19 protein-coding genes are annotated in these 23648 nt (G+C 70.2%); 10 read left to right on the top strand and 9 right to left on the bottom strand.

Translation table 11 applies throughout. The annotated features are described in order from the left end of the window. Nucleotides 1-60: 60 nt before the first annotated feature. Genes menE through MEBOL_RS34575 form a run of 6 tightly spaced genes read right to left on the bottom strand, consistent with a single transcriptional unit; the run spans nt 61 to nt 7368 of the window. Nucleotides 61-1503: an o-succinylbenzoate--CoA ligase gene (gene menE, locus MEBOL_RS34600; protein WP_095981419.1), complete on the bottom strand. Its 1443-nt coding sequence runs from the start codon at nt 1501-1503 to the stop codon at nt 61-63. Then, on the bottom strand, nt 1503-2537 hold the full coding sequence (gene menC, locus MEBOL_RS34595) for an o-succinylbenzoate synthase (protein ID WP_095981418.1): 1035 nt from the start codon (nt 2535-2537) through the stop codon (nt 1503-1505). Before menC ends, menE begins: the two co-directional genes overlap by 1 nt. Nucleotides 2538-2541: 4 nt before the next feature. Next, a complete protein-coding gene (locus tag MEBOL_RS34590; protein ID WP_095981417.1) occupies nt 2542-3453 on the bottom strand; it encodes a 1,4-dihydroxy-2-naphthoate polyprenyltransferase in 912 nt (303 codons plus the stop codon). Then, entirely contained in the window at nt 3454-4314 is an 861-nt protein-coding gene (gene menH, locus MEBOL_RS34585) for a 2-succinyl-6-hydroxy-2,4-cyclohexadiene-1-carboxylate synthase (RefSeq protein WP_095981416.1), read from the bottom strand. Continuing rightward, nucleotides 4305-6074, bottom strand: a complete 1770-nt coding sequence (menD, locus tag MEBOL_RS34580; protein WP_095981415.1) for a 2-succinyl-5-enolpyruvyl-6-hydroxy-3-cyclohexene-1-carboxylic-acid synthase — start codon at nt 6072-6074, stop codon at nt 4305-4307. Before menD ends, menH begins: the two co-directional genes overlap by 10 nt. Next, nucleotides 6067-7368 carry an isochorismate synthase gene (locus MEBOL_RS34575; protein WP_095981414.1) on the bottom strand — a complete coding sequence of 434 codons (1302 nt, stop codon included), beginning with the start codon at nt 7366-7368 and terminating at the stop codon, nt 6067-6069. Before MEBOL_RS34575 ends, menD begins: the two co-directional genes overlap by 8 nt. Before the next feature lie 295 nt (nt 7369-7663). Here MEBOL_RS34575 and ubiE point away from each other — a divergent pair, with 295 nt between their 5' ends. The 10 genes from ubiE to pyk all read left to right on the top strand — a co-directional run bounded on the left by ubiE (nt 7664) and on the right by pyk (nt 17934). Further along, nucleotides 7664-8353, top strand: a complete 690-nt coding sequence (ubiE, locus tag MEBOL_RS34570; protein WP_095981413.1) for a bifunctional demethylmenaquinone methyltransferase/2-methoxy-6-polyprenyl-1,4-benzoquinol methylase UbiE — start codon at nt 7664-7666, stop codon at nt 8351-8353. 37 nt (nt 8354-8390) lie between these two features. Then, a complete protein-coding gene (locus tag MEBOL_RS34565; protein ID WP_245919118.1) occupies nt 8391-8933 on the top strand; it encodes a shikimate kinase in 543 nt (180 codons plus the stop codon). Then, nucleotides 8930-10186, top strand: a complete 1257-nt coding sequence (locus MEBOL_RS34560; protein WP_095981411.1) for a shikimate dehydrogenase — start codon at nt 8930-8932, stop codon at nt 10184-10186. The genes MEBOL_RS34565 and MEBOL_RS34560 overlap by 4 nt, the downstream gene beginning before the upstream one ends. After that, nucleotides 10183-11202: a chorismate synthase gene (gene aroC, locus MEBOL_RS34555; protein ID WP_095981410.1), complete on the top strand. Its 1020-nt coding sequence runs from the start codon at nt 10183-10185 to the stop codon at nt 11200-11202. Before MEBOL_RS34560 ends, aroC begins: the two co-directional genes overlap by 4 nt. Beyond that, entirely contained in the window at nt 11199-12269 is a 1071-nt protein-coding gene (locus MEBOL_RS34550) for a 3-dehydroquinate synthase (RefSeq protein WP_095981409.1), read from the top strand. The genes aroC and MEBOL_RS34550 overlap by 4 nt, the downstream gene beginning before the upstream one ends. After that, complete coding sequence (locus MEBOL_RS34545; RefSeq protein WP_179956342.1) at nt 12266-13543, top strand: 3-phosphoshikimate 1-carboxyvinyltransferase; 1278 nt, start codon at nt 12266-12268, stop codon at nt 13541-13543. Before MEBOL_RS34550 ends, MEBOL_RS34545 begins: the two co-directional genes overlap by 4 nt. An 88-nt stretch (nt 13544-13631) precedes the next feature. Continuing rightward, nucleotides 13632-14933 (top strand): citrate synthase, encoded by a 1302-nt coding sequence (locus MEBOL_RS34540; protein ID WP_095981408.1) that lies wholly within the window; start codon nt 13632-13634, stop codon nt 14931-14933. 195 nt (nt 14934-15128) lie between these two features. Beyond that, nucleotides 15129-15470, top strand: coding sequence for a hypothetical protein (locus MEBOL_RS42040; protein ID WP_170115412.1), 342 nt, complete (start codon nt 15129-15131; stop codon nt 15468-15470). Nucleotides 15471-15590: 120 nt separating this feature from the next. Next, nucleotides 15591-16331, top strand: coding sequence for a bifunctional nuclease family protein (locus MEBOL_RS34530; protein WP_179956341.1), 741 nt, complete (start codon nt 15591-15593; stop codon nt 16329-16331). 202 nt (nt 16332-16533) lie between these two features. Then, nucleotides 16534-17934, top strand: a complete 1401-nt coding sequence (gene pyk / locus MEBOL_RS34525; RefSeq protein ID WP_095983182.1) for a pyruvate kinase — start codon at nt 16534-16536, stop codon at nt 17932-17934. Nucleotides 17935-17965: 31 nt separating this feature from the next. Here pyk and MEBOL_RS34520 read toward each other — a convergent pair whose 3' ends face one another. The 3 genes from MEBOL_RS34520 to MEBOL_RS34510 all read right to left on the bottom strand — a co-directional run bounded on the left by MEBOL_RS34520 (nt 17966) and on the right by MEBOL_RS34510 (nt 23642). Next, on the bottom strand, nt 17966-18499 hold the full coding sequence (locus MEBOL_RS34520; protein ID WP_095981407.1) for a hypothetical protein: 534 nt from the start codon (nt 18497-18499) through the stop codon (nt 17966-17968). Nucleotides 18500-18594: 95 nt separating this feature from the next. Further along, a complete protein-coding gene (locus MEBOL_RS34515) occupies nt 18595-20871 on the bottom strand; it encodes a fused MFS/spermidine synthase (RefSeq protein ID WP_095981406.1) in 2277 nt (758 codons plus the stop codon). Further along, nucleotides 20868-23642 carry a spermine/spermidine synthase domain-containing protein gene (locus MEBOL_RS34510; RefSeq protein ID WP_095981405.1) on the bottom strand — a complete coding sequence of 925 codons (2775 nt, stop codon included), beginning with the start codon at nt 23640-23642 and terminating at the stop codon, nt 20868-20870. The genes MEBOL_RS34515 and MEBOL_RS34510 overlap by 4 nt, the downstream gene beginning before the upstream one ends. Nucleotides 23643-23648 lie beyond the last annotated feature (6 nt).

The raw sequence follows: 23648 nt of genomic DNA, 5'->3' as shown, positions 1-23648 counted from the left end.
AAAACCTGGCGGGGTTCCTCGCCCTGGAGAACATGGATGGAAAAATCCACCTCCGCGAGGTCATGCGTCCCGTGCCCGTTGGCGCAATACCGTGCGCTCCACCTTGCCCATCGCGTTGCGCGGCAAGGCCTCGATCTCCAGGAAGCGAGAAGGGAGCTTGAAGCGCGCCAGGCGCTCGCGGCACCACTCGCCGAACAGCTCCTGGGACAGCGCGCCCTCGCGCATCACGACGAAGGCCACCGGTACCTCGCCCCAGTGCGCGTCCGGCAGGCCCACGACCGCCACCTCGCGCACCGCCGGGTGGTCGGCGAGGACCTTCTCCACCTCGGCCGGGTAGACGTTCTCTCCGCCCCGGAGAATGAGATCCGTGCGCCTCGCGAGCACCGTGAGCCGTCCCCGCTCGTCCAGCCGGCCCAGGTCCTTCGTGCGCAACCAGCCGTCGCGGAGAACTTCCCGCGTGGCCTCGGGCCGGTTCAGGTAGCCGGCCATCACCGTGGGGCCACGCACCTCGATGTCCCCTTCCCGCCCCACCTCCAGCGGCTCGCCCGAGGGCCCCACCACGCGCACCTCCAGGCCGGGCAGGGCCCGCCCCGCGGTGTGCCCATCCGCCTCGCCCGGGTGCTCGGTGGCCGCCTGCGAGCAGGTTTCCGTCAGTCCGTAGGTCTGCAGGGACACGATGCCCGCCGCCTTCGCCCGCGCGAGCAGCGGCGCGGGCACGGGGCCTCCGCCAATCAACGCACACCGGAACGTGGGCGGTACGGGCCGGTCCCGGCGCGAGTCCAGGACCCGCTCGAGCGTCGTGGCCACGAAGCTCGCATGGGTGACGCCCTCCGCGTCGAGCGCCCGGTTGGTGTCGTCCGCGTCGAAGCGCTCGCGCAGCACCAGGCAGCCTCCGTCGTACGCGGTGCGCGTGAGCATCGCCAGGCCCCCCACGTGGAAGAGCGGCAAGGTGCCCAACCAGCGCGGCGCGGGGTGCGCGCCGAGGTTCGCCTCGGAGCAGCGCGCGGAAGCCCGGAAGTTGCCCTCCGTCAGCACCGCGCCCTTGGGCCGGCCCGTCGTCCCCGAGGTGAACAGGATGACCCGCGGCGCCTCCGTCTCCAGGGGTGGGCACTCGGACGAGGCCTCGTGAACCGCGTCCGCGAAGGACTCCAGGGGCTCGGCGCCGGGCAGGTGGGAGCGCAGCGGCGTGAGCGCCAGCGTGAGCCGGGGCGCCACCTCCTCGGCCAGCGGCCGCAACTCAGAGGGCGTGAGCCGTGCGTTGAGTGGCGCCATCACCGCGCCCAGCCGCCCGAGCGCGAGGAAGAGATGGACCAGCGCGGCGTGATTCGTCGAGAGCACCACCACCCGATCTCCCGGCCCCACGCCTCGGGAGCGGAGCGCCGCCACCCAGCGGCCCACGCCCCCATCCAGCTCCGCATACGTCCAGCTCCAACCCGCGAACGTGAGCGCCAGGGCCTCCGGATGTCTCCCAGCGCCCTCCCGAATGGGGCACGACTCCTTCATCACGCGACTCCCTGGCCCGGCGTCCTCGGCAACACGATGCGACCGCGCACCGGGCGGAATGGATGGTCCGGTTCATCCCGGAAGAGGTGACCCACGCCGAGCCCCGAGGCATACCGCCCCGACGGCAACGCCGCCGCCAGGTGCGCGGCGCCCGCGCGGGCGATGACTCCATCCAACGCGCTCGTCACGTACGCCTCCAGCCCCTGTCGCGCCGCCTCACGCGCCAGGGCCAACGCGGGCAGCAAGCCCCCGAGCACCATGGGTTTGAGCACGAGGACGCCCACCGTCCGAGGCCCGGCGAGGAGCCTCTGGGCGGCACCGGGCAATGCCAGGGACTCATCCGCCGCGATAGGGCACGGGGCCCGCGCGCTCAACCGGCCCAGGGCCTCGAAAGCACCGGCCTCGACTGGCTGCTCGCACAGTTCCAGCCCCTGCCCCGCCCACGCGTCCAACGCGCGCGACGCCTCCGGCTCCGTCCAACCCCCATTCGCGTCGATCCGCACGTGCCCTCGTGCACCCACCGCGCCACGTACCGCCAGCAGCCGGGCGGTGTCCTCGTCCAAGGAGCGGCCCGCGACCTTGAGCTTGAAGGTCTCGTAGCCCTCGGCCGCCGCCCGCCGCGCTTCCTCCTCCACGGCCTCGGGAGCCGAGGCCCCCAGCAGCGCGTTGACGTGAACCGCCTCGCGCGCCTCGGACGACAGCCACTGACACAAGGGGACACCCCGCCGCTGGGACAGCAGATCCAACCGGGCCTGCTCCAGCGCGTGCCGGGCCGCGGGGTGCCGCTCGGGCAGGGCCGCGTCCTCCGAGCGCTTCAGCTCCGGAAGCCAGGCCCGCAACGCCCGCTCGCAGTCCTCCGGCGACTCCGTGCCGAACTCCGTCAGCGGCATCGCCTCGCCCCACCCCCGCCGGCCCTCCTCGTCCACCAGGCACACCACGAAGCCCTCGCGTGCCGCGTACGTGCCACTCGCCGTCCTCAGAGGCCGCACCATCTCCAGACGCAACCGCTCGAGCGACGCCTCCACGATGCGCATGGGCCTACCTCAGCCACAGCCCCACGGAGAACAGCACGCCGAACACCAGTTGCAGCCGTGCCGTGCCCCCCAGCGCCGGGTTGAGCGCCGCGCCCTGCTGGCCCAACACCTGACGCAACAGCGGCACCGCCAGCGGCGCGCTCAACAGCGCCAGCAACACCCAGGCGCTCGCCAGTCCCAGGGCCCACATCGCCAGGGGCGTCGCGAAGGCCAGGGCCAGGAGCAGCACGTACTCGGCCTTGCCCGCCGCCGTGCCCAGACGCACCACCAGGGTCCGCTTGCCCGCCTTCACGTCCGTGGAGGCATCTCGCAGGTTGTTCACCACGAGCAGCGCCGTGCCAATGGCCCCCACCGGAATCGCCGCGCCCCAGGCCGCGGGGCTCACCGTCAGCGCCTGCACGTAGAAGGTGCCAGGCACCGCCACCAGGCCGAAGAAGAGGAAGACGAACACGTCGCCCAGCCCGTGGTAGGCCAGCGGAAAGGGGCCGCCCGTGTACGCGTAGCCCGCGAGCACCGACGCCACCCCGATGGCCACGATGGGCCAGCCGCCCACCACCACCAGATAGATGCCCGTGAGCACCGCCAGCCCGAAGCACGCGAGCGCGCTCGCCAGCACCGTCTCCGGGGAGATGAGTCCGCTCTGCGTCACCCGCTTCGGCCCCAGGCGCTCCTCCGTGTCCGCGCCCTTCTTGAAGTCGAAGTAGTCGTTCGTCAGGTTGGTGCCCACCTGGATGAGCATGGCCCCCACGAGCGCCGCGAGCGCGGGCAACCAGCGCCCCACCCCGAGTCCGTGGGCGAGCGCCGTGCCCACCATCACGGGCACCAGGGCCGCGGTCAGCGTCTTGGGCCGGGCGGCCATGAGCCATGTCTTCAAGGTGGGGCGAGGCGCCTCCACCCCGGGAGCCAGCGTGTTCATTCAAGAGGTCCGGGACTGGGAGGGAGGGTCGGACGCGGCGTTCTCGAATTCGGGTTCGTCGTACCAGGGCGTGCGCACGAAGGAGAGCACCTCGCGGGCATACTCCTCGGGGACTTCCAGGTGCGGGGCGTGGGTGCACCCCTCGAACGTGCGGCGGTACACCACCGGCAGTTCCTCCGCCATGCGCCGCGCCGTCAGCGTGAACTTCTCGTCCAGCGCGCCCGTGAGCAGGAGCGTGGGCAACCGCTGGCGCTGCAGCTCCGGCCAGTAGTCGGGCTGAACGCCCAGACCCAGGCACTCCAGCGCGCCGGCGAGGCCCTCGGCCGTGTTCGCCAGGCGCCGGGCCCGCAGCGCCTCGCGCTGCTCCTCCGGCATGGCGCGCAGGCCCGCGAACAGGGGCAGCGCCTCCCAGTAGTCCATGAAAGCCGTCAGGCCCTTCTGCCGCAGGAAGAGCGCCAGCTCGCTGTCCTTCACCCGCCGCTCCGTGCGCGCCTGACGCCGGTGCAACCCGGGTGAACCGCTCTCGAGGATGAGCCGGGTGAAGCGCTCGGGGCGTTGCATCGCCGCGGCCAGCGCGAAGCGCGCCCCCTGCGAGTAGCCCAGCAGGTGGGTGTGCCGCACGTTCAGCTCGTCCAGCACGCCGAAGAGCGCGTCCAGGGTCTCCAGGAAGCCGTCGCGTCCGGGGCGCGTGGGCAGGGGCGTCTGGCCATGGCCAGGCAGGTCCACCGCGATGACGCGCACATGGGGGCTCCAGAATGCGCGCAGGTGATCGAACGACGTGCGGTTGCCCGTGAACCCGTGCACGAGCAGCAGGGGGTGAGCTCCCTCGCCCCACGTCTCATAGGCCATCTTCAGAGCCATGGGCCCTCTCCCAATGCGGCGGTCATCCTCGCGAACAACCGCCGGTGCGAATCCACGTTCCGCTCGCGCTCGACCACGCGGACCTCGATGAGGTTCAACCCCCCCTTGAGGCCCTCGACCACCGCCGAGCGCAGGGCCGCGGGCGAGTCCGGGCGGCGGTAGCGCGCCTGGTAGAGCGCAGCGGCGTGCGAGAAGTCCACGCCGTGGGGCGTGCCCCACAGGGCCTCATAATGAGCGCGCGTCTGCTCGGCCTGGGCGATGGGCAGGAAGGAGAAGATGCCGCCTCCGTCGTTGTTCACCACCACCACCGTCAAGGGGATGTTGCAGCGGCGCGCCGTGAGCAGTCCGCCCACGTCGTGCAGCATGGCCAGGTCACCGGTGAGCAGCACGGTGGGCCGGCCCGAGGCGGCCGCCATGCCGAGCGCGCTCGACACGATGCCGTCGATGCCATTGGCGCCCCGGTTGGCCAACACCCGGAGCCTGCGGCCCGTGGAGGGCGCGAAGGCGTCCACGTCCCGGATGGGCATGCTGCTGGACACGAAGAGGTTGGCCCCATCGGGCATCGCCCCCACCACGTCATGGGCCAGGCGCATCTCCGTGAGCGTCGCGTCCTCCGAGAAGGCCGACTCCAACGCCGCCCGGGTCCACTGCTCGGCCCACAGGAAGCTGCGCGCCCACGGGCCGAGCCCGCGCGAGAGTTCCCGACCCAGCACCTCGCAAGCCGCCACCGCCGAGCCCTCCACCACGCGCAACGCGCGGTGCGTCGGATCGAACAGCGCGCCCTCGTCGCTAAAGAGCACTATCTCCGCGCCCGAGCCGTCGAGCCAGGCCTGGGGGCCCTTGGCCGTGAGCCCACCGCCGAAGCGCAACACGAGCTCGGGCCGGTGCGCCTGGGCGAAGGCCTCGTGCCGCAACATCGCGTCGTAGAGCGAGACGGTGAAGGGTCCTCCGCCGAAGCGCGCCTGGGAGGTGGCCTCGGCCAGCACGGGATAGCCGGTGGCCTCGGCCAGCGAGGTGATGGCCTCCGCGAAGCCATCGTTCTCGTCCCGAGGGCCACAGACGATGAGGCCCCGCTCGGTGGCGCGGATGCGCTCGCGGATATCCTCCAGCACGCGAGGCTCCGGCTGGCGCACGGCGGGCACGATGCGCGTGAGGGGCCGCCCGGGCCGGCCCTCGCGGGCGAGCGCGGACAGGTGCTTCTCCTCCAGCTCGCCCGGAGTGGGATAGAGCGGATCGCGCATCGGCACGTTGAGGTGCACGGCCCCCCGGGGCGCACGCGCGGCCATGGCCATGGCGCGCGACGCGGTGGCGCGCAGGTGCAGGAGCGCGCCTTCATGGGCCTCGGGGATGCCCAGGTCCACGAACCACCGGGCGAACTCCCCGAAGAAGCGCGCCTGGGGCACCGTCTGCGCCGCGCCCCACCCCTGCAACTCCAGGGGCCGATCCGCGGTGAGCACCACCAGCGGAACCTGGGACAGGGACGCCTCGATGATGGCCGGGTAGAAATGCGCGCCGGCCGTGCCGCTCGTGGCCACCAGCACCACGGGCACTCGCGACTGCTTGGCCAGGCCCAACGCGAAGAAGCCCGCGCTGCGCTCGTCGATGACGGACCAGACGCGAAGTCCCTCGGTCGTCGCGCACGCGTGGGCCAGGGGGGAGGAGCGCGAGCCCGGACACACCACCGCGTGCCGCGCGCCGCCACGAACCAGCTCCTCCAACAGGGCTCTCGCCCAGAGCTGGTTCAGGTTGCCATCAGACATGGCCTCCTCCGAGTGCTCGCAACATGGCCAGGCCTTTCATTTCCGTCTCACGCCACTCCGACTCCGCGCTGGAACCCGCCACGATGCCCGCGCCCACGAAGAGCCGGGCCCGGGCGCCCTTCACCCGCGCCGAGCGCAAGGCCACCATCTGATGCGCCCGCCCGGGGCCCACCCACCCCACCGGTCCCGCGTACCAGCCCCGATCCAGGGCCTCATGGGTGGCGATGAAGGCCAGCGCGTTCTCGCGGGGAGTGCCGCCCACGGCCGGGGTGGGATGAAGCGCCGCCATCAACTCCGCCACCCCGATCCCCTCGCGCAGCCCGGCGCGGATGCCCGTGCGCAGGTGCACCACATTCTTCAAGGCGAGCACTCCAGGCTCCCCGTCCGCCTCGACGTGCTCGGCGAGCGGCTTGAGCGCGCGGAGGATGTAATGCACCACGGCCATGTGCTCCCTGCGATCCTTGTCACTCGACTCCAACTCACCGGAGCGCAGGGGGGCCGCGGAACCGGCGAGCGCCTCCGTCTCCAACTTGCTCGCCTCCAGCCGGCACAGCGTCTCCGGCGTGGCGCCCAGGAAGGCGGACCCGTCCGGTGCCCGGAAGAAGAAGGTGGCACAGCGCGGATTCTGCTCGCGCAGCCGGGCGAGGATGTCCACCCGATCGAAGTCCTCATCGGCCTCCACCTCCACCGCGCGCGCCAGCACCACCTTATGGAAGCGCTCCGCGTGGATGGCCTCCAGCGCGCGTTCCACCCGCTCCTCGAAGTCCCGCCGCGGCGAGGACATCCGCAACGCGCGGGCCGCGCCCCGGGGCTCTCGCACACTGGAGGGAAAGAAGGTGGCCACGCGCTCCAATCGCGCGCGCACCGCGTCCTCGGCTCCGGGGGCCTCGGGGGCGAAGGCCGCCACCGCCAGACCTCCGCCCTCCCTCCACACCATCACCTCGGGCAGCGTCCAACGGCCGAAGCCAAAGGGCGTCCAGGCCTCGTCTCCCCCCTCCTCGCCAAAGCGCATGCCCCCGAACCAGGGACCCGGCATGCCAGGGGGAGGCGCCTCAAGCCAGCGCACCGCGTCCGGCGCCGACAACCGCCGCAACACCTCCTGGGCCCGCGATGCGTTCTCCGCCCGGGCCATCCCCGCCTCGCCCCAGCCCGCCACCGCCTCGCTCGCGAGCGGCCGCTCCCAGTACACGGACGGCTCACCCAACACCTCCGCCCCCGCGAGCGGATCCGCCGCGACCAGCGCTCTCCACCCCGCAACCCAACGGCTCGCGTCAGTGGATCCGAGTGTCGTCATCAGCCGTCCTCATGCGTTCCCACCACCCAGCGCGGAGCCACAACCTCGATGTTGTTCCAGCGGCGGGTTTGGCTATACAAGCATGACACGGTTCAAAACAACGTGAACTCCACATGGGTCAGGAGGCGCCGGTGAGCGAAGGGCCAGCGGAACAAGGCGGACAGCCAGCGCGGGCACGAGCACTCCGAGTCGCCCTGGAGTCCCAGGCGGAGGTGTTCAAGTCCCGCACCCGTCCCCACGCCCTCCTGGACGTGGAGCCGCGACCTTTCCCACCCTTCACCCCCCTGGGGGCCCGATGAGCACCGAAGTGCGGCAGATGTTCTCCTCCATCGCCACGCGCTACGACGTGACGAACGAGGTGTTGTCGTTCGGCATCCACCGGTGGTGGCGGCGCAAGGCCGTGCGCCTGAGTGGCGCGAAGCCCGGGGACGCCGTGCTCGACTGCGCGAGCGGCACGGGTGACCTGGCGCTCGTCTTCAAGCGCCGGGTGGGTGACACGGGGCGCGTGGTGGGCACCGACTTCTGCAAGGAGATGCTGGACAACGCGCCCGCCAAGGCCGCGCGCGAGGGGCTCCAGGTGGAGTTCCAGGTCGCCGACGCCATGAACCTGCCCTTCGCGGACAACAGCTTCGACGTGGCCTCCATCGCCTTTGGCATCCGCAACGTGGATGACCCGGTCAAGTGCCTGAGCGAGATGGCCCGGGTGGTGCGTCCGGGGGGCCGCGTGGTGGTGCTCGAGTTCGGCCAGCCCACGGGCTTGTTCGGGGCCCTGTTCCGCTTCTACAGCAAGGTCATCATGCCGCGCGTCGGCGGGCTGCTGACGGGAAACCGGGCCGCCTACGAGTACCTGCCCCGCACCTCCGCCGCCTTTCCCGCGGGGGAGCGCTTCCTGTCACTGATGGATCAGACAGGCGCCTATCAGGAAAGAGTGGCCCACCCCCTGACCTTCGGGACATCCTACATCTATGCCGGGACTGTCCGCTGAGCAGCGGAACCAACTCATCGAAAGAATCCTCGGGGCGGTGGACCCTCGCCTCATCGCGAGCGTGCGGGCGGAGTTCACCCTGCCGGCCGCCGCCGAGCCGCCGCACGCGGCGCGCACCGTCGTGATCGGCGGCCACCGGGCGGCGGGCAAGTCGCGCCTGCTGCCGCTCGTGAGCGCGCTGCTCGGCCGGCCGGGATTGGACCTGGACATCGAGCTGGAGCAGCGCACGGGCCGCTCGCTCCGGGAGTGGGTGGCCACGGACACGGAAGGCTTCCGAGCGGCCGAGCGGGCCCTCTTCCTGTCGCTGCCCCCGGGCAGTTGCGTGGCGGTGGGTGGCGGCTTCCTGTCCCACCACCCCGATGCCCTCGAGGGCAGCTACACCCTGCTCGTGCCCATCTCCTTCGAGACCTATCGCGAGCGCCTGTTGCAGGACACGCGTCGGCCCCGGCTGCGCCCGGGCGTGTCGTTGGAGGAGGAGCTGAGCGCCATCTACGAACAGCGCACGCTGCTGCACCGCCGTGTCCCCACGGTGGGCCTCGGCGAGTTCCTGCGCGCCATGTCTCCCCGGAGCCCGGAATGAAAGCCGCCCGCCGTGTCGTCACCCTTCCCCCGGTGCTGCGCGGCCCCGATGCCCTGCGCTTCGCCGCCGACGTGCGCGAACGGGGCGCGGACCTGCTGGAAGTGCGCACGGATCTCCACCCGGAGGGCACGGTGGATGCGCGGGCCCTGGCGGCGATCCTGGAGTTGCTCGTGTCCGAGCGCGGCACGCCCCTGCCCCCCGCGTGGGTGGCCGCCGCCCGGTGGGTGGACAGGGACGTGGTCCACGCCGGAGACCTGGCGGCCCCGAGCGGCAAACTGCTGGCCTCGCACCACGCCGAGCGTGCCCTGAGTACCGAGGAGGCCCTGCGCCTGTGGGACGTGGCGCTGCCCGACGGAGCCCAGGTGAAGCACGTCGAGCCGCTCGGCCCGGTGTCGCGTGAGCGGGTGGCCGTGCTGCTCGAGACCCAGGCGCGGCTGCGCGAGCGCTTGGGCGAGGGCCGGGTGACGGTGCTCACCCTGGGGGACGTCGCCCTGCCCGTGCGCGCGGTGCTCGCCCGCCAGAACGTGCTCGACTACGTGGCCCTGGGCGGCGACTGGAAGGCGGCACCGGGACAGCGGCTGCTCGCGGACGCCGCGCGCGAGGCCCGGGCGCCCTCCCCTCGCCACGCCGGACGGCTCGGCATCTTCGGCACGTCCATCGCCCACTCCCGTTCACCCCGCATCCACCCCCAGCCCTTCGATCGCATCGATCTGCCCGAAGACGCGCCCATCGAAGCCGTGGTGGACGCGCTCCTGCCCCACTACCGGGGCTTCGCCATCACCAGTCCCTTCAAGCTGCGCCTCGCCCGGCACACGGGCGCGTCCCTCGACGCGATCAACACCCTCGTGCGCCGCGGCGATCATTGGGAGTCCTTCAACACCGACACCGAGGGGGCACGCGCCGTGATCGAACGGCTCGGGGCCCGGGATCTCTTCGTGCTCGGTGATGGAGGGGCCAGCGCCGCACTCCGTACCGTGGCGGCCGAACAGGGCCTCACGCCGCGCTTCCTGCGCCGCGCCGCCATTTCCGACCCCCTGCGCGGCACCGGTATCTGGACCTGGCCGGACCGCATCACTCCTCCGGACGCCCTCCGCTTCGAGGGCGCCCGCGTCGCCGTGATCGCCTACGGCGCTCCGGCACGACGCATCGCCACCGACATCCGCCAACGAGGGGGCACTCCCGTGCTCCTCGGCGCGGCATGGTTCATTGCCCAGGCCCGCAAGCAGCGGGCCCTCTGGGAGACCTCCACATGAATACCCTCGGAACCCTGTTCCGCCTCACCACCTTCGGCGAGAGCCACGGCCCCGCGCTCGGCTCCATCATCGACGGCTGTCCCGCCGGCGTGCCGCTCACGACCGAGCAGATCCAGGTCGCGCTCGATCGGCGCCGTCCCGGCCAGTCCTCCATCACCACCGCCCGCGCCGAGCCGGATCAGGTGGAAATCCTCTCCGGCGTCTTCGAGGGCAAGACGCTCGGCACGCCCATCGCGGCCATCGTGCGCAATACGAACCAGCGCTCGGGGGACTACGACAAGCTCAAGAGCGAGGATCGTCCCGGCCACGCGGACGCCGTGTGGCGCGAGCGCTTCAAGCACCGGGATCACCGGGGCGGTGGGCGCACGAGCGGCCGGGAGACGCTCTGCCGCGTCATTGGAGGCACCATCGCCGAGGCGTACCTGGCGCAGGGCTTCCCCCAGCTGAACACGGTGGCGTGGGTATCCCAGGTGGGAGACCTCGTCTCGGCGGTTCCCGAGCCCGGCCTGACGCGCGCCCAGGTGGATGCGCACCCCACGCGCTGCCCGGATCCGGTGGCGCGCGAGGAGATGTCCCGGCGCATCCTCGCCGCCAAGGAGGACGGAGACAGCCTGGGAGGCTGCATCGACATCCGCGTGGAGGGCCTGCCCGTGGGCCTGGGCGAGCCCATCTTCGGCAAGATGAAGGCGCTGCTCGCGCACGCCATGGGCAGCGTGGGCGCGGTGACGGGCGTCGTCTGGGGGCCGCCGGATCTGCTCTCGCGCATCGCGCAGCCCGGCAAGGTCTTCCACTCGCGCAAGGACACCTACGGCGGCATCCAGGGCGGCCTCTCCAACGGCGAGCCCGTGGCCCTGCGCGTCTTCTTCAAGCCGCCCGCCACGCTCGCGGAGCACGCCAAGGGCGGGCGCCATGACCCCTGCATCATGCCCCGCGCCGTCCCCGTCCTCGAGTCCATGGTGTCGCTCGTCCTGGCCGATCTCATCCTCCAGCTCAACGCCCGCCCCCACTCGGCATGATCTCCTCTCCTCCTGGCGCCTATCGCCATTCGAATGATCAGTGGGGCTCGTTCAAGCGGCTGAGCGCGAACCTCCCCGAGGGCAGTCTCGTCGTCCTGGACCGGAAGGTGGCGAAGCTGCACCCCACCGTGCTCACGGCCTTGAAGGCACGCCGTCCCCACGCCGTGCTGCAACTCACCGGCGGCGAGCGGGCCAAGTCCTTCGAGGCCCTGGAACAGGTGCTCTCCGCGGGGCTCACGCTGCCGCGCTCGGGCACGCTCGTGGCCATGGGCGGAGGCACCATCGGTGACGTCTCCACCATGGCCGCGCACCTGCTCAAGCGCGGCGTGCGGCTCGTGCAGGTGCCCACCACGCTGCTCGCGGCGGTGGACAGCAGCCTGGGCGGCAAGGGCGCGGTGGATGTCACCGTGCGCGGCCGCGTGGTGAAGAACCCCGTGGGCGTCTTCCACTACGCCGAGGAGACGTGGCTGTGTCCGGAGCTCTTCGCGAGCCTGTCGGACACGCAGCGGCGCGAGGGCGCGCTGGAAGCCTGGAAGATGGTGGCGAGCCTCGACGCGGAGCTCTTCCAGGCCTACACGCGCCGGGCGCCCGCGCTCGAGCGGCTGGTGAAGGACGCGCGCCGCCTCAAGGAGTCCGTGTGCGCGCAGGACCCGTACGAGCAGCAGGGCCTGCGGCGGGTGCTCAACTTCGGCCACACCTTCGGGCACGTGCTGGAGAGCGTGTCGCACTTCAAGCTGTCGCACGGCGACGCGGTGGGCCTGGGCATGCTGTGCGCGCTCGATGTGGGACGCGCCCTCGGCGTGACGCCCCCGAACGTGGCCGAGCGGGTGGAGGCGGCGCTGCAGAAGGGGCCGGGCGTGCTCGGCCGGGAGCGGACGGCGCAACTGCTCGGCCGCGCGGCGCTCAAGGACATCCAGGTGCTGCTGGCCGCGGACAAGAAGACAGGCGCGGGCGGAGAGCTGCGCATGGTGCTGCTCACCGACATTGGCGTCGCCGAGATCCGCGACGTCACCGCCCCCCAATGGCGCGCGCTGTGGCCCGCCTGGACCCAGGGAGTCCGCCCATGACGACGTCCACCACCCAGTTGCATGTCGATCCGAGCCACCTCGTCCCCTCGGTCCTCACGCCCCCCATTTCCAAATCGGACGCGCAGCGGGCGCTGGTGCTCGCGCACCTCACGGGCGCCTGGCCGCTGCCGGACCTCCAGAACGAGCCCGAGGAATTCCTCCCCGCGGACGTGCGCGTGATGCGCCGGGGCATCGAGGCGCTGCGCCTGCCACCCGGCCCCACCCGGGACGTGGATTGCGCGGATGGCGGAGCCCCCTTCCGCATCCTCGTCACCCAGTCCGCGGTGACGCCCGGCGCCCACGTGCGCCTCACGGGCACGCCCCGGCTCGGGGAGCGCCCCCATGGTCCGCTCTTCGAGAGCCTGCGCGAGGCGCTGGGCCCCGCCGGGCTCCAGCTCACCGAGGGACACCCCTGGCCCGTGGAGCTGCGCGCGCCCCTCTCCACCTTGGAGCGGGAGCCCGTCTTCCGGGTCCCCGGAGCCCAGAGCAGCCAGTACGCCTCCAGCCTGCTGCTCGGCTGCGCGGCCCTGTTCCTGCGCGAGCGCCGCGCCTGGCGCGTGGAGATCATCGGCCCCCTCACCAGCGCGGGCTACCTGGAGCTGACCGTGTCCTGGCTGCGCCGCTTCGGCTTCACGGTGCACGAGCGGGAGGGACACTTCGAGGTGGCCGACTACCGAGCCCCCGAGCGCGCTCCCGCGATGCCGGGCGACTGGTCCTCCCTGGGCTATCTGCTGCTCATCGCCTGGCACACCGGGGGAAGCGTGGAGCGGGCGGATCTCGCCAGCGCCCACCCGGATCAAGCCCTGGTGCGGCTGGTGGAGCAGGTCGGCTTGCGCTCCCAGGTCGGCCTCGGCAACACCCTGCGTCTGACGGGCGAGGCCCGGGGCGGCCTGGTGGCCTCGGGCACCGAGTGTCCGGATCTGCTGCCCACCCTGGCGGCGCTCGCCTGTGTGCTTCCTGGCACTTCCACCCTCCACGATGTGGGCATCCTGCGCCTCAAGGAGAGTGATCGGCTGGAGGGCATCCGCACACTGGTGGACGCTTTTGGCGGGAAGACGGCCCTGGAGGGCGAGACGCTCACTCTCCACCCCCCCGCCTCGCGCCCCACGCACTTCGCCATGGACAGCCGGGGAGATCACCGCCAGGCCATGGTGGCGGCGACCCTCTCGGTGCTCTCGGGCGTGCCGCTCACGCTCACCGGACCCGAGTGCGTGGAAAAGAGCTTTCCCGGCTTCTGGCGCCAGCTGGAGCGCACGGGAGTCCGCCTCACCTGACAACGAGTGTGCCCGGAGGGAGACGCGGCCTCTCCGGGCGTGGTTCTTTTTTGTTGAAAGCGCTCCGCCGCCTGTGAAAAGTCCCTGCATGCCCAAGGACACGCTGACCATCACGGACAACCGTACGGGGAAGACGTACGAGGTCCCCATCGAGAACGGTTGTATTCGGACCAACAGCCTCCGGCAGATCAAGGCCTCCGATGAGGACTTCGGTCTGATGGGGTATGACCCCGCGTTCCTGAACACGGCCAACTGCAAGAGCGCCATCACCTTCATCGACGGTGACAAGGGCATCTTGGAGTACCGGGGCTATCCCATCGAGCAGCTCGCCGAGCGCTCCTCGTTCCTCGAAGTAGCCTACCTGCTGCTCAACGGGGAGCTGCCCAACGAGAAGCAGCTCGAGGAGTTCCGCTACCTCGTCACGCACCACACGTACGTGCACGAGAACATCAAGACGTTCATGGACGGGTTCCGCTACGACGCGCACCCCATGTCCATGCTGTCCTCCACGGTGGCGGCGCTCTCGGGCTTCTACCCCGACGCCAAGCACACCAAGGACGAGCGCAGCCGCCGCATCCAGATGACCCGGCTCATCGCCAAGATGCCGACGCTGGCCGCCTTCTCCTACCGCCACAGCATGGGCCTGCCCTACGTCTACCCGGACAATGACCTGTCCTACGTGGGCAACTTCCTGGCCATGGTCCGCAAGATCGGCACCACCACCTACAAGGTCCACCCGACCCTGGAGCGGGCGCTCGACATCCTCTTCATCCTGCACGTGGACCACGAGCAGAACTGCTCCACCACGTCCGTGCGCACCGTGGGCTCCTCCGAGGTGGATCCCTTCTCGGCCGTCGCCTCGGGCATCGCGGCGCTCTACGGCCCGCTGCACGGCGGCGCCAACGAGGCCGTGCTGCGCATGCTCCGGGAGATCGGCCACGTCTCCAAGGTGCCGGACTTCATCAAGCAGGTGAAGGGCGGCGAGGGCGGCTCCAAGCTCATGGGCTTCGGCCACCGCGTCTACAAGTCCTACGATCCGCGCGCCAAGGTCATCAAGCGCGTGGCGGACGAGGTCTTCGAGATCACCGGCAAGAACCCCCTGCTGGAGATCGCCGTGGAGCTCGAGCGCATCGCGCTGCAGGACGAGTACTTCGTCAAGCGCAAGCTCTACCCGAACGTCGACTTCTACTCGGGCCTCATCTACGAGGCCATGGGCTTCCCCGTGGAGATGTTCCCCGTCCTCTTCGCCATTCCGCGCACCGTGGGCTGGGTGACGCAGTGGGAGGAGATGGTGAAGGATCCCGAGCAGAAGATCGCCCGTCCGCGTCAGGTGTACACGGGCGCCAAGCGCCGGGACTACGTCCCCATGAACGAGCGCAACCAGAAGTAGCGCTCGCCCTCCCCTCACCGGGAGTGGCATGACACCCGAGGGTCGAGGAGGAAAAGCCCGAGCGCTTTTCCACTTCGGCCCTCTCGGTTTTTCGAGGACCGGACGCTCACGGGGTTTCGCGCGCGAGGAATCCGGAAACACCCGTGCCTCGGCCGTTGACAGCCACCGGAGCCGTGGATATTCCGCGCGTCGCACATGTCGATCGATTTCATTTGCCAGAAGTGCGAGAGCACCTTCGAGCTGGCCGCCCAGGATCTCATCGAGGGCACCGAGAAGCTGGTCTGTCCTCACTGCGACCAGAAGGCTCCCAGCAACCTCCAGGAAGATTTCGTCGCGGCGCTCAACGAGCTGCGGACCCAGATTGCCGCGCTCGGCAAGCGCTTCAGCGTCACGCTTACCCTGGAGAGCGAGGAGCTGGAGGACGAACTCGACGAGGACGATGACGAGGAGTCCGACGACGAGGAACTCGACTTCGACGAGGACGAAGACGAGGAGTCCGACGACGAGGACTACGACGAGGACGAGAGCGAGCGCTGACGCCCGCCTGTCTACCCGTGTCGTACCCGGCGGTGGACGGCGTGTGAGCGAAAGGCAGGAGGGCAGGCGGGCATGTCTCCCGCCCCTCCCGAGCCCCGCGCACATGTACACGTTTGCAGGGTGAAAACGCCCATTCCCGCCGCCACGTTCCTCGTTGGACCGCTGTCCGTCGCGCTGCTTGCCCTGGGCGCTCTCCTGCTGCCGGGATTCGGTCCAGGACCCGCGCCCGGCGATTCCGCTCCGGCCAGCGAGGCGTGCTCACCCAAGCAAGGCGCCAGCGCCGCCTCCTGCAAGGAACTGGTGGAGCTCGAGGTCCGGGACGTCATCCCCCTCGTGGAGGCCAAGACCCACGCGGTGGTGCTCAGCACCCAGGACGGCCAGATGGTGCTGCCCATCTTCGTGGACGAGTCCGCCGCGGTGGCCATCGCCTTCCGGCTCGCGCACCTGCGCTCACCCCAGCCCCTCTCCCAGGATCTGCTCGGCTCCATGGTGACGGAACTGGGCGCCAAGGTGACCGAAGTGCGCATCGATGACCTGCGCGACGACATCTACGTGGGCCGCATCTTCCTGAAGCAGGGCAAGCGTCAGATGACCCTGAGCGCACGGCCCTCGGACTCCATCGCCATGGCGCTGGATGGCCAGGCGCGCATCCGGGTGACGCGCAAGGTGCTGGACGAGGCCGGCATCAGCCGCGAGGAGATCGACTCCCTGCGCGGCGAGGAAGGCCCTGGCGTGGGAGGCGGTGGTGACGCCGGCATGGGCAAGCCGCGCTTCCACGCCCCGTCGCCGCACGAGGACGTGCCGCCCACCGGACTCGGCCCGAAGTTGACGCCGGAGCGCACGGGAGAAATCCGCCTCTGATCCGGCGTCACGGCCTGGAAAAGCGAAAGCCCGGCCCCCCCTCCCGGAGCGCCGGGCTTTCTCGCAACGAGCGAGGAAAACCTCGAGAAATACGGAGAAATACCACCGCGCCGACGACGTTGCTTTCGCCCGCGTGTCGCCGCCAAGTATTCCCGAGGCCGTGAAACTGTCAAGGTGCCCCCCCGACCCTAGGATGGGCGCCATGCGAAAGGCGAAGATCATCTGCACCCTGGGGCCAGCCTCGGATTCCGCCCAGGTCATCGAGGCCCTCATCCGCGCGGGCATGAACGTGGCCCGGCTCAACTTCTCGCACGGTACCCACGAGGAGCACCGCCAACGGGTGAATCGTATCCGCCTGGCCTCGCGCCGGCTCGGCATGCCCGTGGCCCTCCTCCAGGACGTCCAGGGTCCGAAAATCCGCCTGGGTCGGTTCGCCGGGGGCCTCACCGAGGTGAAGGCGGGCGAGCAGGTGATCGTGACGACGCGCAATGTCCTGGGTCAGGGGCCGCTCATCCCCACGCCCGTGCGCTCCCTTCCCCGCGACGTGAAGCCCGGCGACCCCATCCTGCTCGATGACGGCCGGGTGCGGCTGCGGGTGGAGCGGGTAGAGGACCGGGACGTCACCTGCACCGTGGAACAGGGCGGAGTCCTCAAGGATCACAAGGGCCTCAACCTGCCGGGAGCACACGTGTCCGTGCCCACGGTGACCCGCAAGGACGAGGAGGATCTGGCGTTCGGCCAGGAGCTGGGCGTGGACTACGTGGCGCTGAGCTTCGTGCGCACGGCGAAGGACATCGAGCGGGCCCGCAAGCTCGTGGCGAGCCACACGCCCCTCATCGCGAAGATCGAGAAGCCCCAGGCGGTGGAAAACCTGGAGGCCATCGCGCGCGCGGCGGACGGCATCATGGTGGCGCGCGGAGACCTGGGCGTGGAGATGCCGCTGGAGAAGCTGCCCGGGATGCAGAAGCACATGGTGCGCGTGGTGAACCGGCTGGGCGGCCTGACCATCGTGGCCACGGAGATGCTCGAGAGCATGGTGAACAACGCGAGGCCCACGCGCGCCGAGGTCTCGGACGTGGCCAACGCCATCCTCGATGGCGCGGACGCGGTGATGCTCTCGGGCGAGACCGCCGCGGGCAAATACCCGGTCCAAGCGGCGGCCACCATGGCGCGAATCGTGGAGGAGACCGAGGGGGGCACGATGCCGGTGGTGACGGAGGCGCCCTTCGACGAGGCCCGGGACGACATCTCCACGGGCGTGGCCGCGGCGGCGGTGGCGGCGGCCCGCCAGATGGGCATCGGCACCATCGTCGCGTACACGGAGCGGGGGCACACCGCGCGGCTCATCTCCGAGTTCCGGCCGGACGCTCGGATCATCGCGCTGACCCCCAACGCGGAGACCGTCAACCGGATGGCGCTCTACTGGGGGGTGACGGCGCGGCAGGTGGGCCGGCTGCAATCCACGGATGCCATGCTCAAGCAGGTGCGGCGGTTGTGCCGGGAAGAGAGCTACTGCGCCGCCGGCAGCCCCGTGGTGATCGTCGCGGGGGTTCCCCTGAACGAGCCGGGCGGCACCAACATGATCTCCGTGCACCGCGTCTGAGCCCCCAGGAGACCCCGAACCAGTCAGCGGCTTACTGGCAATCGCTCAGGCCGTAGTTGAAGTCCTTGCGAGGCGTCTGGCCAGGATCCTGGTTGATGGCCGCGATGCTCAGCTCGCTATAGGACACCGTCTGGCTGCTCCCAATCACCATCTGCGTCTTCACCACGCGCGTGGTGGAGAGCACCACCTTGCCCGTCGTCCCCCCCGGCTCCACGCGGTAGCAGTTGAGGATGCGAGGATCCACCGTGGACTTGCGGCACTGCGTGTACTGACCCAGCACCACCCGCTTCTCATAGGTGCAGCGGCAATCCCACGGATCGTAGTCCTCGGACACATGCGCGGCCTCGTAGCCGGTGGCCGTCTGCACGACCTCCAGATACGAGCCGTCCTGCGGCTGCTCACACCGCAGCAACGTGTCTCCCACCGCGCCCTGCTTCACCTCGGCCAGCTCCGGCACCACCTCGGTCGCCAGCAATGGGTCTTGCCGCGGCGCGACTTCACAGCCCAGACCCAGGAGGGACGTGCTCAGGAGGATCAACGCGGACAGGCGACAGGGGATGTGCATGGCGACTCCAGGAAAAGCGAGGCTCCGGGATATTCCGGACAATCCTCAGGGGAGCCCGTCCCGCGGCCAGATGCAATCCACTTCTGTGTGACACCTCACTCGTTGCTGAAGAACATCCCCGCGATCCCGCCTCGCGACGAGTACTCCAACACCGGGAAGTCGTCCGTCGCGATCCTCGGATCGTTGAAGAGCCGGGGGAGCTCCTCCGGAGTCAGGCCCTTGGAGAAGACCTTGCTCGCGCTCAGGGGCTCGAGCAACCCGATCTCCCGGAGCGCCTGCTGGACGGGAGGATGCTCCGTCAGCGCATCGATCTTCGCCGGGTCCGCCTCGAGCGGTTCGTCCGAGGCGAGCACGTTGTAGCCATTCTGGTACGTGGGAAACAGCCTCACGTACTTGAACGAGTGCTTCATCGTCGTGAGCACCAACCGGATCTCCGTGCCGAAGACGTGCTGCAGGACGAGCCCCCCCGGCGTGAGGTGCTGCTTCACGATGTCGTAGAAGTCCGAGTGGTAGAGGCTCGAGCCACCGGGGAGCCGGGGATCCGACATGTTGATGGAGACGATGTCGAAGCGCTCGTCCACCCGGGTGAGGTAGTGCCGGGCATCATCCACCACCACGTGCACGCGCGGATTGTGGTGGTAGCCCAGGTTGTAGGGCATGAACAGGTCGGCCATCTCCACGAGCGCCGGGAGGATCTCCACCGCGTCCACCCGCTCGAGCTGGGGGTACAGTCCGAGCGCGCCCGCGGTGATGCCGTAGCCACTGCCGAGCACCGCCACCTTCCTCGACTCGGGGCGGAAGAACATGCCCAGGTGGCCCTGCATCTGCTGCACGTACGAGGTGCTCGGCGCTCCCAGGTAGTGGACGAGCCGGGTGTTGTTGTTGGTGACGTTGAGCATGCCGTTGGGCAGGGCATTCACCTGGAACACGCCATAGCGATCCTCGTCGCGGTAGAGCAGCTTCTCGTACGACGCGACGGTGACGAGCTCCTCGGGCGTCGACAGCGGGATGAGCGCGAGCACGAGCGTCGCCACGCCCAGGCCCACCAACTTCGGAAGGCGCTCGCGCACCCCGAGCAGGAAGACGCCGGCGGCCACCCCGCACGCCACGGCCACCAGGGAGCCCATGCTCCGGTACACCCCCGCGGAGGGCAGCAACCAGAAGCCCATGAGCAGCGAGCCCGCCACCGAGCCCACCGTGTTCACCAGGTAGAACAGGCCCGCCGCCAGGCCCGAACGCTCCTGGGTGAGGCGGGAAGCCGTGAGGCTCAGCGGAAACAGGCAGCCCAGGGACAACATCATCGGCGCCAGGAGCACCAACACCTGGAAGATGCGCGCGAGGAAGAACACCCCGCCGCCCGGAGGCAGCGAGCGCTCGACCTCCGTCTGGTGGTGGATCCACCACTCCACCATGGCCGAGCTGGCCACCATGAGGCCCGCCGAGGCGGCCAGCACCCCGCCCACCAGCTCCGGCAGGCGATGGCCAAAGCGCCGCATCAACCGCTCGGCCAGCCATGAGCCACCCGCTAGGGCGATGAGGACACACGCCATCAGGGTGCTGAAGGCATAGGCGCGGTTGCCCAGGAAGTAGCTCGCCAGGCGCGTCCACGCCACCTCCGTGCCCAACGTCAACAAGCCACTGGCCGCCGCCACCGTCAGCAGCAGCCACTGCGGCAGGGAGGCCACCGGCTCGGACGCGGGCACGGCGGCTGGAGCAGGCTCGCTCTCGGAGGCGGTGACGGACTCGGCCGGGGCGCGCTGGAGCAGCGCCGGAAGGCAGCACACGGCCGCGAGCACGTTGAGCAGGGCTCCCGCCCCCACCGAGCCGCGCACGCCCAGGAGCGGAATCATCGCGAAGCCACAGGCGATGGTGCCCAGCGAGGCCCCCAGCGTGTTGAGCGCGTAGAGGACATTCACGCCGCGCACCGGAAGTCCCGCTCGCCGCGCCGCCGCCACCATCAGCGGGAACGTGGCCCCCATCAGCAGCGTGGGCAGGAGCACCAGCGCGAGCACGAAGAAGAACATGAGCGCCACGCGCGCCACGCCCTGTGTGTCCCCGCCGAGGATGAGCGTGTCGCGCCCCAGGAAGAGCAGCAGGCCCGCCACGCCCGCGGTGAGCGCGATGGCCACCTCCACCAGGGCATACGCGCGCAGCGGCTGGCGCAGCCCATCCGCCTTGCGTCCGGCCAGCCACGCGCCAAGCGCCAGGCCCACCATGAAGGCCGCGAAGATGGTCGACGCCGCCTCCACCGTGGAGCCCACCATGTTGGACAGCGAGCGGATCCACAGCGTCTCGGCGATCAGCGCGGCGGCGCCCGACAGCACCGTCGCCCCCTTCAACCCCCACCATGCACGGTTCAGGCTGCCACTCACGGCGTCTCTCCTCCCGCCAGCTTCCGGCGCAACGACTCGCGCAGCGCCTGCTCCTCGGGGCTCAGCGGCCCCAACCGCTTGAGGAAATCCAGGTGGGAATAGGCCTGTGCGTCCAGGCCCCGCTGAGCCAGGGCGCGCACGAGGAGGCGCCGCACGTCGGGCACGAGTGGACCCGCGCGGTAGAGACTCACGAGCGCCTCGTCCGGCACCGGGCGGCCCAGCCGCAGCGTCAGATCCCACCGCATCGCCTCGTAGCCCAGGTCTCCCTTCAGGGACTTCTCCAGCCCCTCGAGCACCCCCAGCGCGCGCTCCACCTGGCCGTTCTCCACCAGGTTCCACGCCAGGGCCATGCGATTCCGGGGAACCTCGGCGTCCAGACCCCAGTTCAGCAGGTGCTCGACATAGGAGAGCGGAGGCGGCTGGCGGTTCTTCAACAACAACTCGCGGCACATGGGATCCAACGACTGGCTCACCGTCTGGAGCGTGGCGCAGCGCAGCCCCAGGGCCTCGCGGGAGAGGGGCGCCCCGGAGAAGCCGGGCACGGTCAGATCCGCCCGCGCGAGCATCAGCGGAGACCAGGGCTTGACGTACTTCTCGCTGAGCGAGGCGGACGCCATGATGAACTCCAGCTCTGGCCGGTCGAAGGTGTTGAGCGAGGCCTCCCAGTCGGTGTCGAAGAGCTGGTGCTGGCGCAGGATGAGGTGCGAGTACAGGGCGTTCAGGTCCATGCCCAGCCGGTGCGCGGCGAACAAGGCCGTCAGGTCGGCGGGCCACTCCGCCTCGGGCAGGGGGCGGGGGGTGAGCGGCTTCATCCCGCACACCACCTGCGTGTACACCGAGGTGAGGAAGATGAAGTGGCAGTCCGCGAAGCTCTCGCGCAACGTCTGGAAGATGATGCGCGAGCCCTCGGGCGTCACCCGGGCGTCGAACCACATCGAATACACCCCGCCGTCGGCCAGGCGGCTCTTCACCAGCTCGAAGAACTCGCGCGTGTAGAGCTTGCTCGAGGAGAAGTAGAGCGGGCTGGTGACGGTGTTGACGATGGCGTCATAGCGCTGGTGGGAGCGAGCCAGCGCGGTGAGTCCATCGTCGATGAGCAGTTGGAAACCGGGGCGCTGCAACAGCCCGAGGTTGTTGGGGGAGAAGCGCGGAAGCGCCTCCGCCATGGCCGGGTTGATCTCCACCCCATCCGTGTGCGGGAACAAGCTGGCGGTGGCGCCCGCGGTGATCCCGGTGCCCACACCGAGGACCATCGCCCGCTCCCGCTTGGACACGTAGAGCGCCGGAGAGGTGCCGACGAGCAGCTCGCTCAGGTTGGTGCGTCCCGAGTGGGAGGAGACCAACGAGCGGTAGCCGTTGATGATGACCGCGTCCTCTCCGTCCGCGTCGCGCACCAGGCTCAGCGCGCTGTCGAAGCGCTTGAGCAATTCCGTTTGCCGCACGCCCGCCAGGGTGCGCGCGAGGGCTTCGGAGGAAGCGAAGTCCCGGTAGGACAACTGCATCAGCGTGTCGGACCATGTCCACGCGGCGAGCACCACCAGGGGCACGGGGAGCAGCCGCGGCACGAGGCGAGGCGTGGGCGCCTTCTCCCGGACGGCCAGCGCCAGCAGCCACAGGCCCGTGGGGAAGAGCAGCGCGAGCAGGAGCAGGGACAGGTTCTCGTAGAGGACCGCGACGGACAGCACGTAGCCCAGGCAGTTGCCGAAGCTGGACACCGCGAGCATTCGGCCCGCCGTGGTCCTCGCCCCCGACAACTGGCCGAGCAGCGAGGGCACCGTGGCTCCGAAGACCGTCAACGGAACCAGGCCCATGGCCGTGAGCACCAGCACCTTGCACAGGGAGCTGAGCAGCTGCGTCACGCCAAACGCCGAGTTGAGGTACCCCCACGCATGGATGAGGGGCTGCAACAGCAACACGCTCGCGCCCACGGCCACGGCCCCGCCCAGCAGCAGCGCCTCGAAGCGCAGCCGCCAGCGGTGCGCCCACCAGGTGCCGAGCGCGATGCCCGCCAGGCCCAGCGCCAGCACCAGGGCGAAGTTCTCGTGAAAGGGGCCGAAGATGCTCTCCGTCACCTTCAACAGGAAGAGCTGGTAGAGGCCGCTGAGCGCACTGGCCAGGAAGAGCGCGGCCACCCACCGGACTGGCACGGGCTCATGCTCCTCCGCGTCCTCGCGTGGCGCCTCCAGCGAGCGGATGACCAGCGCGCCCACCAGGTTGAGCGTCGCCAGCAACATCAACGTCCACGTCACGCCCAGCGCGCGCAGCAGGCCGTACTCCATGGCCAGCACACACGCGGCGCCTCCCAGGTTGTAGATCCAATAGACGATGTTGAAGGCGTCCGAGGAGCGCGCGGTGCCCAGGTAGTGCCGGGCGTACACCGAGAAGAGCGGCACCGAGAAGCCAATGAGCAGCGCGGGGGCGAACGCGAACGCGAACGCGACGAGCGCCACCGTCCAGCGGCCATGTCCCACGACCGGCAACAGGTGCTCGATCACCGCCTGGGATCCACCCCCGAACGCCCAGGCGACACCCAGGGCATACAGGCCGATGCCCAGCTCGACGAGCCACAACCACCGCACGAACCGGTGGGACACCCACGCCCCCAGACCAATGCCCAACAGGAAGCTGGTCAGGATGGCGGCGTTCACCTGGAACATGTCGCCCAGGTGGGTGGTCAACAGCCGCGAATAGAGCAACTCGTAGGCGATGCCGCACCACCCCGAGAGCAGCGCGACGATGGGCAGGAACCGGCGGGGTGTCAGGGAATTCAAGGAGGC

It is taken from the genome of Melittangium boletus DSM 14713 (genome assembly GCF_002305855.1).
GTDB lineage: Bacteria > Myxococcota > Myxococcia > Myxococcales > Myxococcaceae > Cystobacter > Cystobacter boletus.
Note: the sequence above shows the minus strand (reverse complement) of the source record. Positions and strands in the feature narration are given on the sequence as shown.

What these genes read in the sequence shown, in the direction of transcription:
- MEBOL_RS34560 (WP_095981411.1), top strand. Translation starts at nt 8,930, where the DNA reads ATGAAAGCCGCCCGCCGTGTCGTCACCCTTCCCCCGGTGCTGCGCGGC.
- menD (WP_095981415.1), bottom strand. Translation starts at nt 6,074, where the DNA reads ATGTCTGATGGCAACCTGAACCAGCTCTGGGCGAGAGCCCTGTTGGAG.
- aroC (WP_095981410.1), top strand. Translation starts at nt 10,183, where the DNA reads ATGAATACCCTCGGAACCCTGTTCCGCCTCACCACCTTCGGCGAGAGC.
- MEBOL_RS34550 (WP_095981409.1), top strand. Translation starts at nt 11,199, where the DNA reads ATGATCTCCTCTCCTCCTGGCGCCTATCGCCATTCGAATGATCAGTGG.
- pyk (WP_095983182.1), top strand. Translation starts at nt 16,534, where the DNA reads ATGCGAAAGGCGAAGATCATCTGCACCCTGGGGCCAGCCTCGGATTCC.
- MEBOL_RS34540 (WP_095981408.1), top strand. Translation starts at nt 13,632, where the DNA reads ATGCCCAAGGACACGCTGACCATCACGGACAACCGTACGGGGAAGACG.
- ubiE (WP_095981413.1), top strand. Translation starts at nt 7,664, where the DNA reads ATGAGCACCGAAGTGCGGCAGATGTTCTCCTCCATCGCCACGCGCTAC.
- MEBOL_RS34520 (WP_095981407.1), bottom strand. Translation starts at nt 18,499, where the DNA reads ATGCACATCCCCTGTCGCCTGTCCGCGTTGATCCTCCTGAGCACGTCC.
- MEBOL_RS34590 (WP_095981417.1), bottom strand. Translation starts at nt 3,453, where the DNA reads ATGAACACGCTGGCTCCCGGGGTGGAGGCGCCTCGCCCCACCTTGAAG.
- menH (WP_095981416.1), bottom strand. Translation starts at nt 4,314, where the DNA reads ATGGCTCTGAAGATGGCCTATGAGACGTGGGGCGAGGGAGCTCACCCC.
- menE (WP_095981419.1), bottom strand. Translation starts at nt 1,503, where the DNA reads ATGAAGGAGTCGTGCCCCATTCGGGAGGGCGCTGGGAGACATCCGGAG.
- MEBOL_RS34545 (WP_179956342.1), top strand. Translation starts at nt 12,266, where the DNA reads ATGACGACGTCCACCACCCAGTTGCATGTCGATCCGAGCCACCTCGTC.
- menC (WP_095981418.1), bottom strand. Translation starts at nt 2,537, where the DNA reads ATGCGCATCGTGGAGGCGTCGCTCGAGCGGTTGCGTCTGGAGATGGTG.
- MEBOL_RS42040 (WP_170115412.1), top strand. Translation starts at nt 15,129, where the DNA reads ATGTCGATCGATTTCATTTGCCAGAAGTGCGAGAGCACCTTCGAGCTG.
- MEBOL_RS34575 (WP_095981414.1), bottom strand. Translation starts at nt 7,368, where the DNA reads ATGACGACACTCGGATCCACTGACGCGAGCCGTTGGGTTGCGGGGTGG.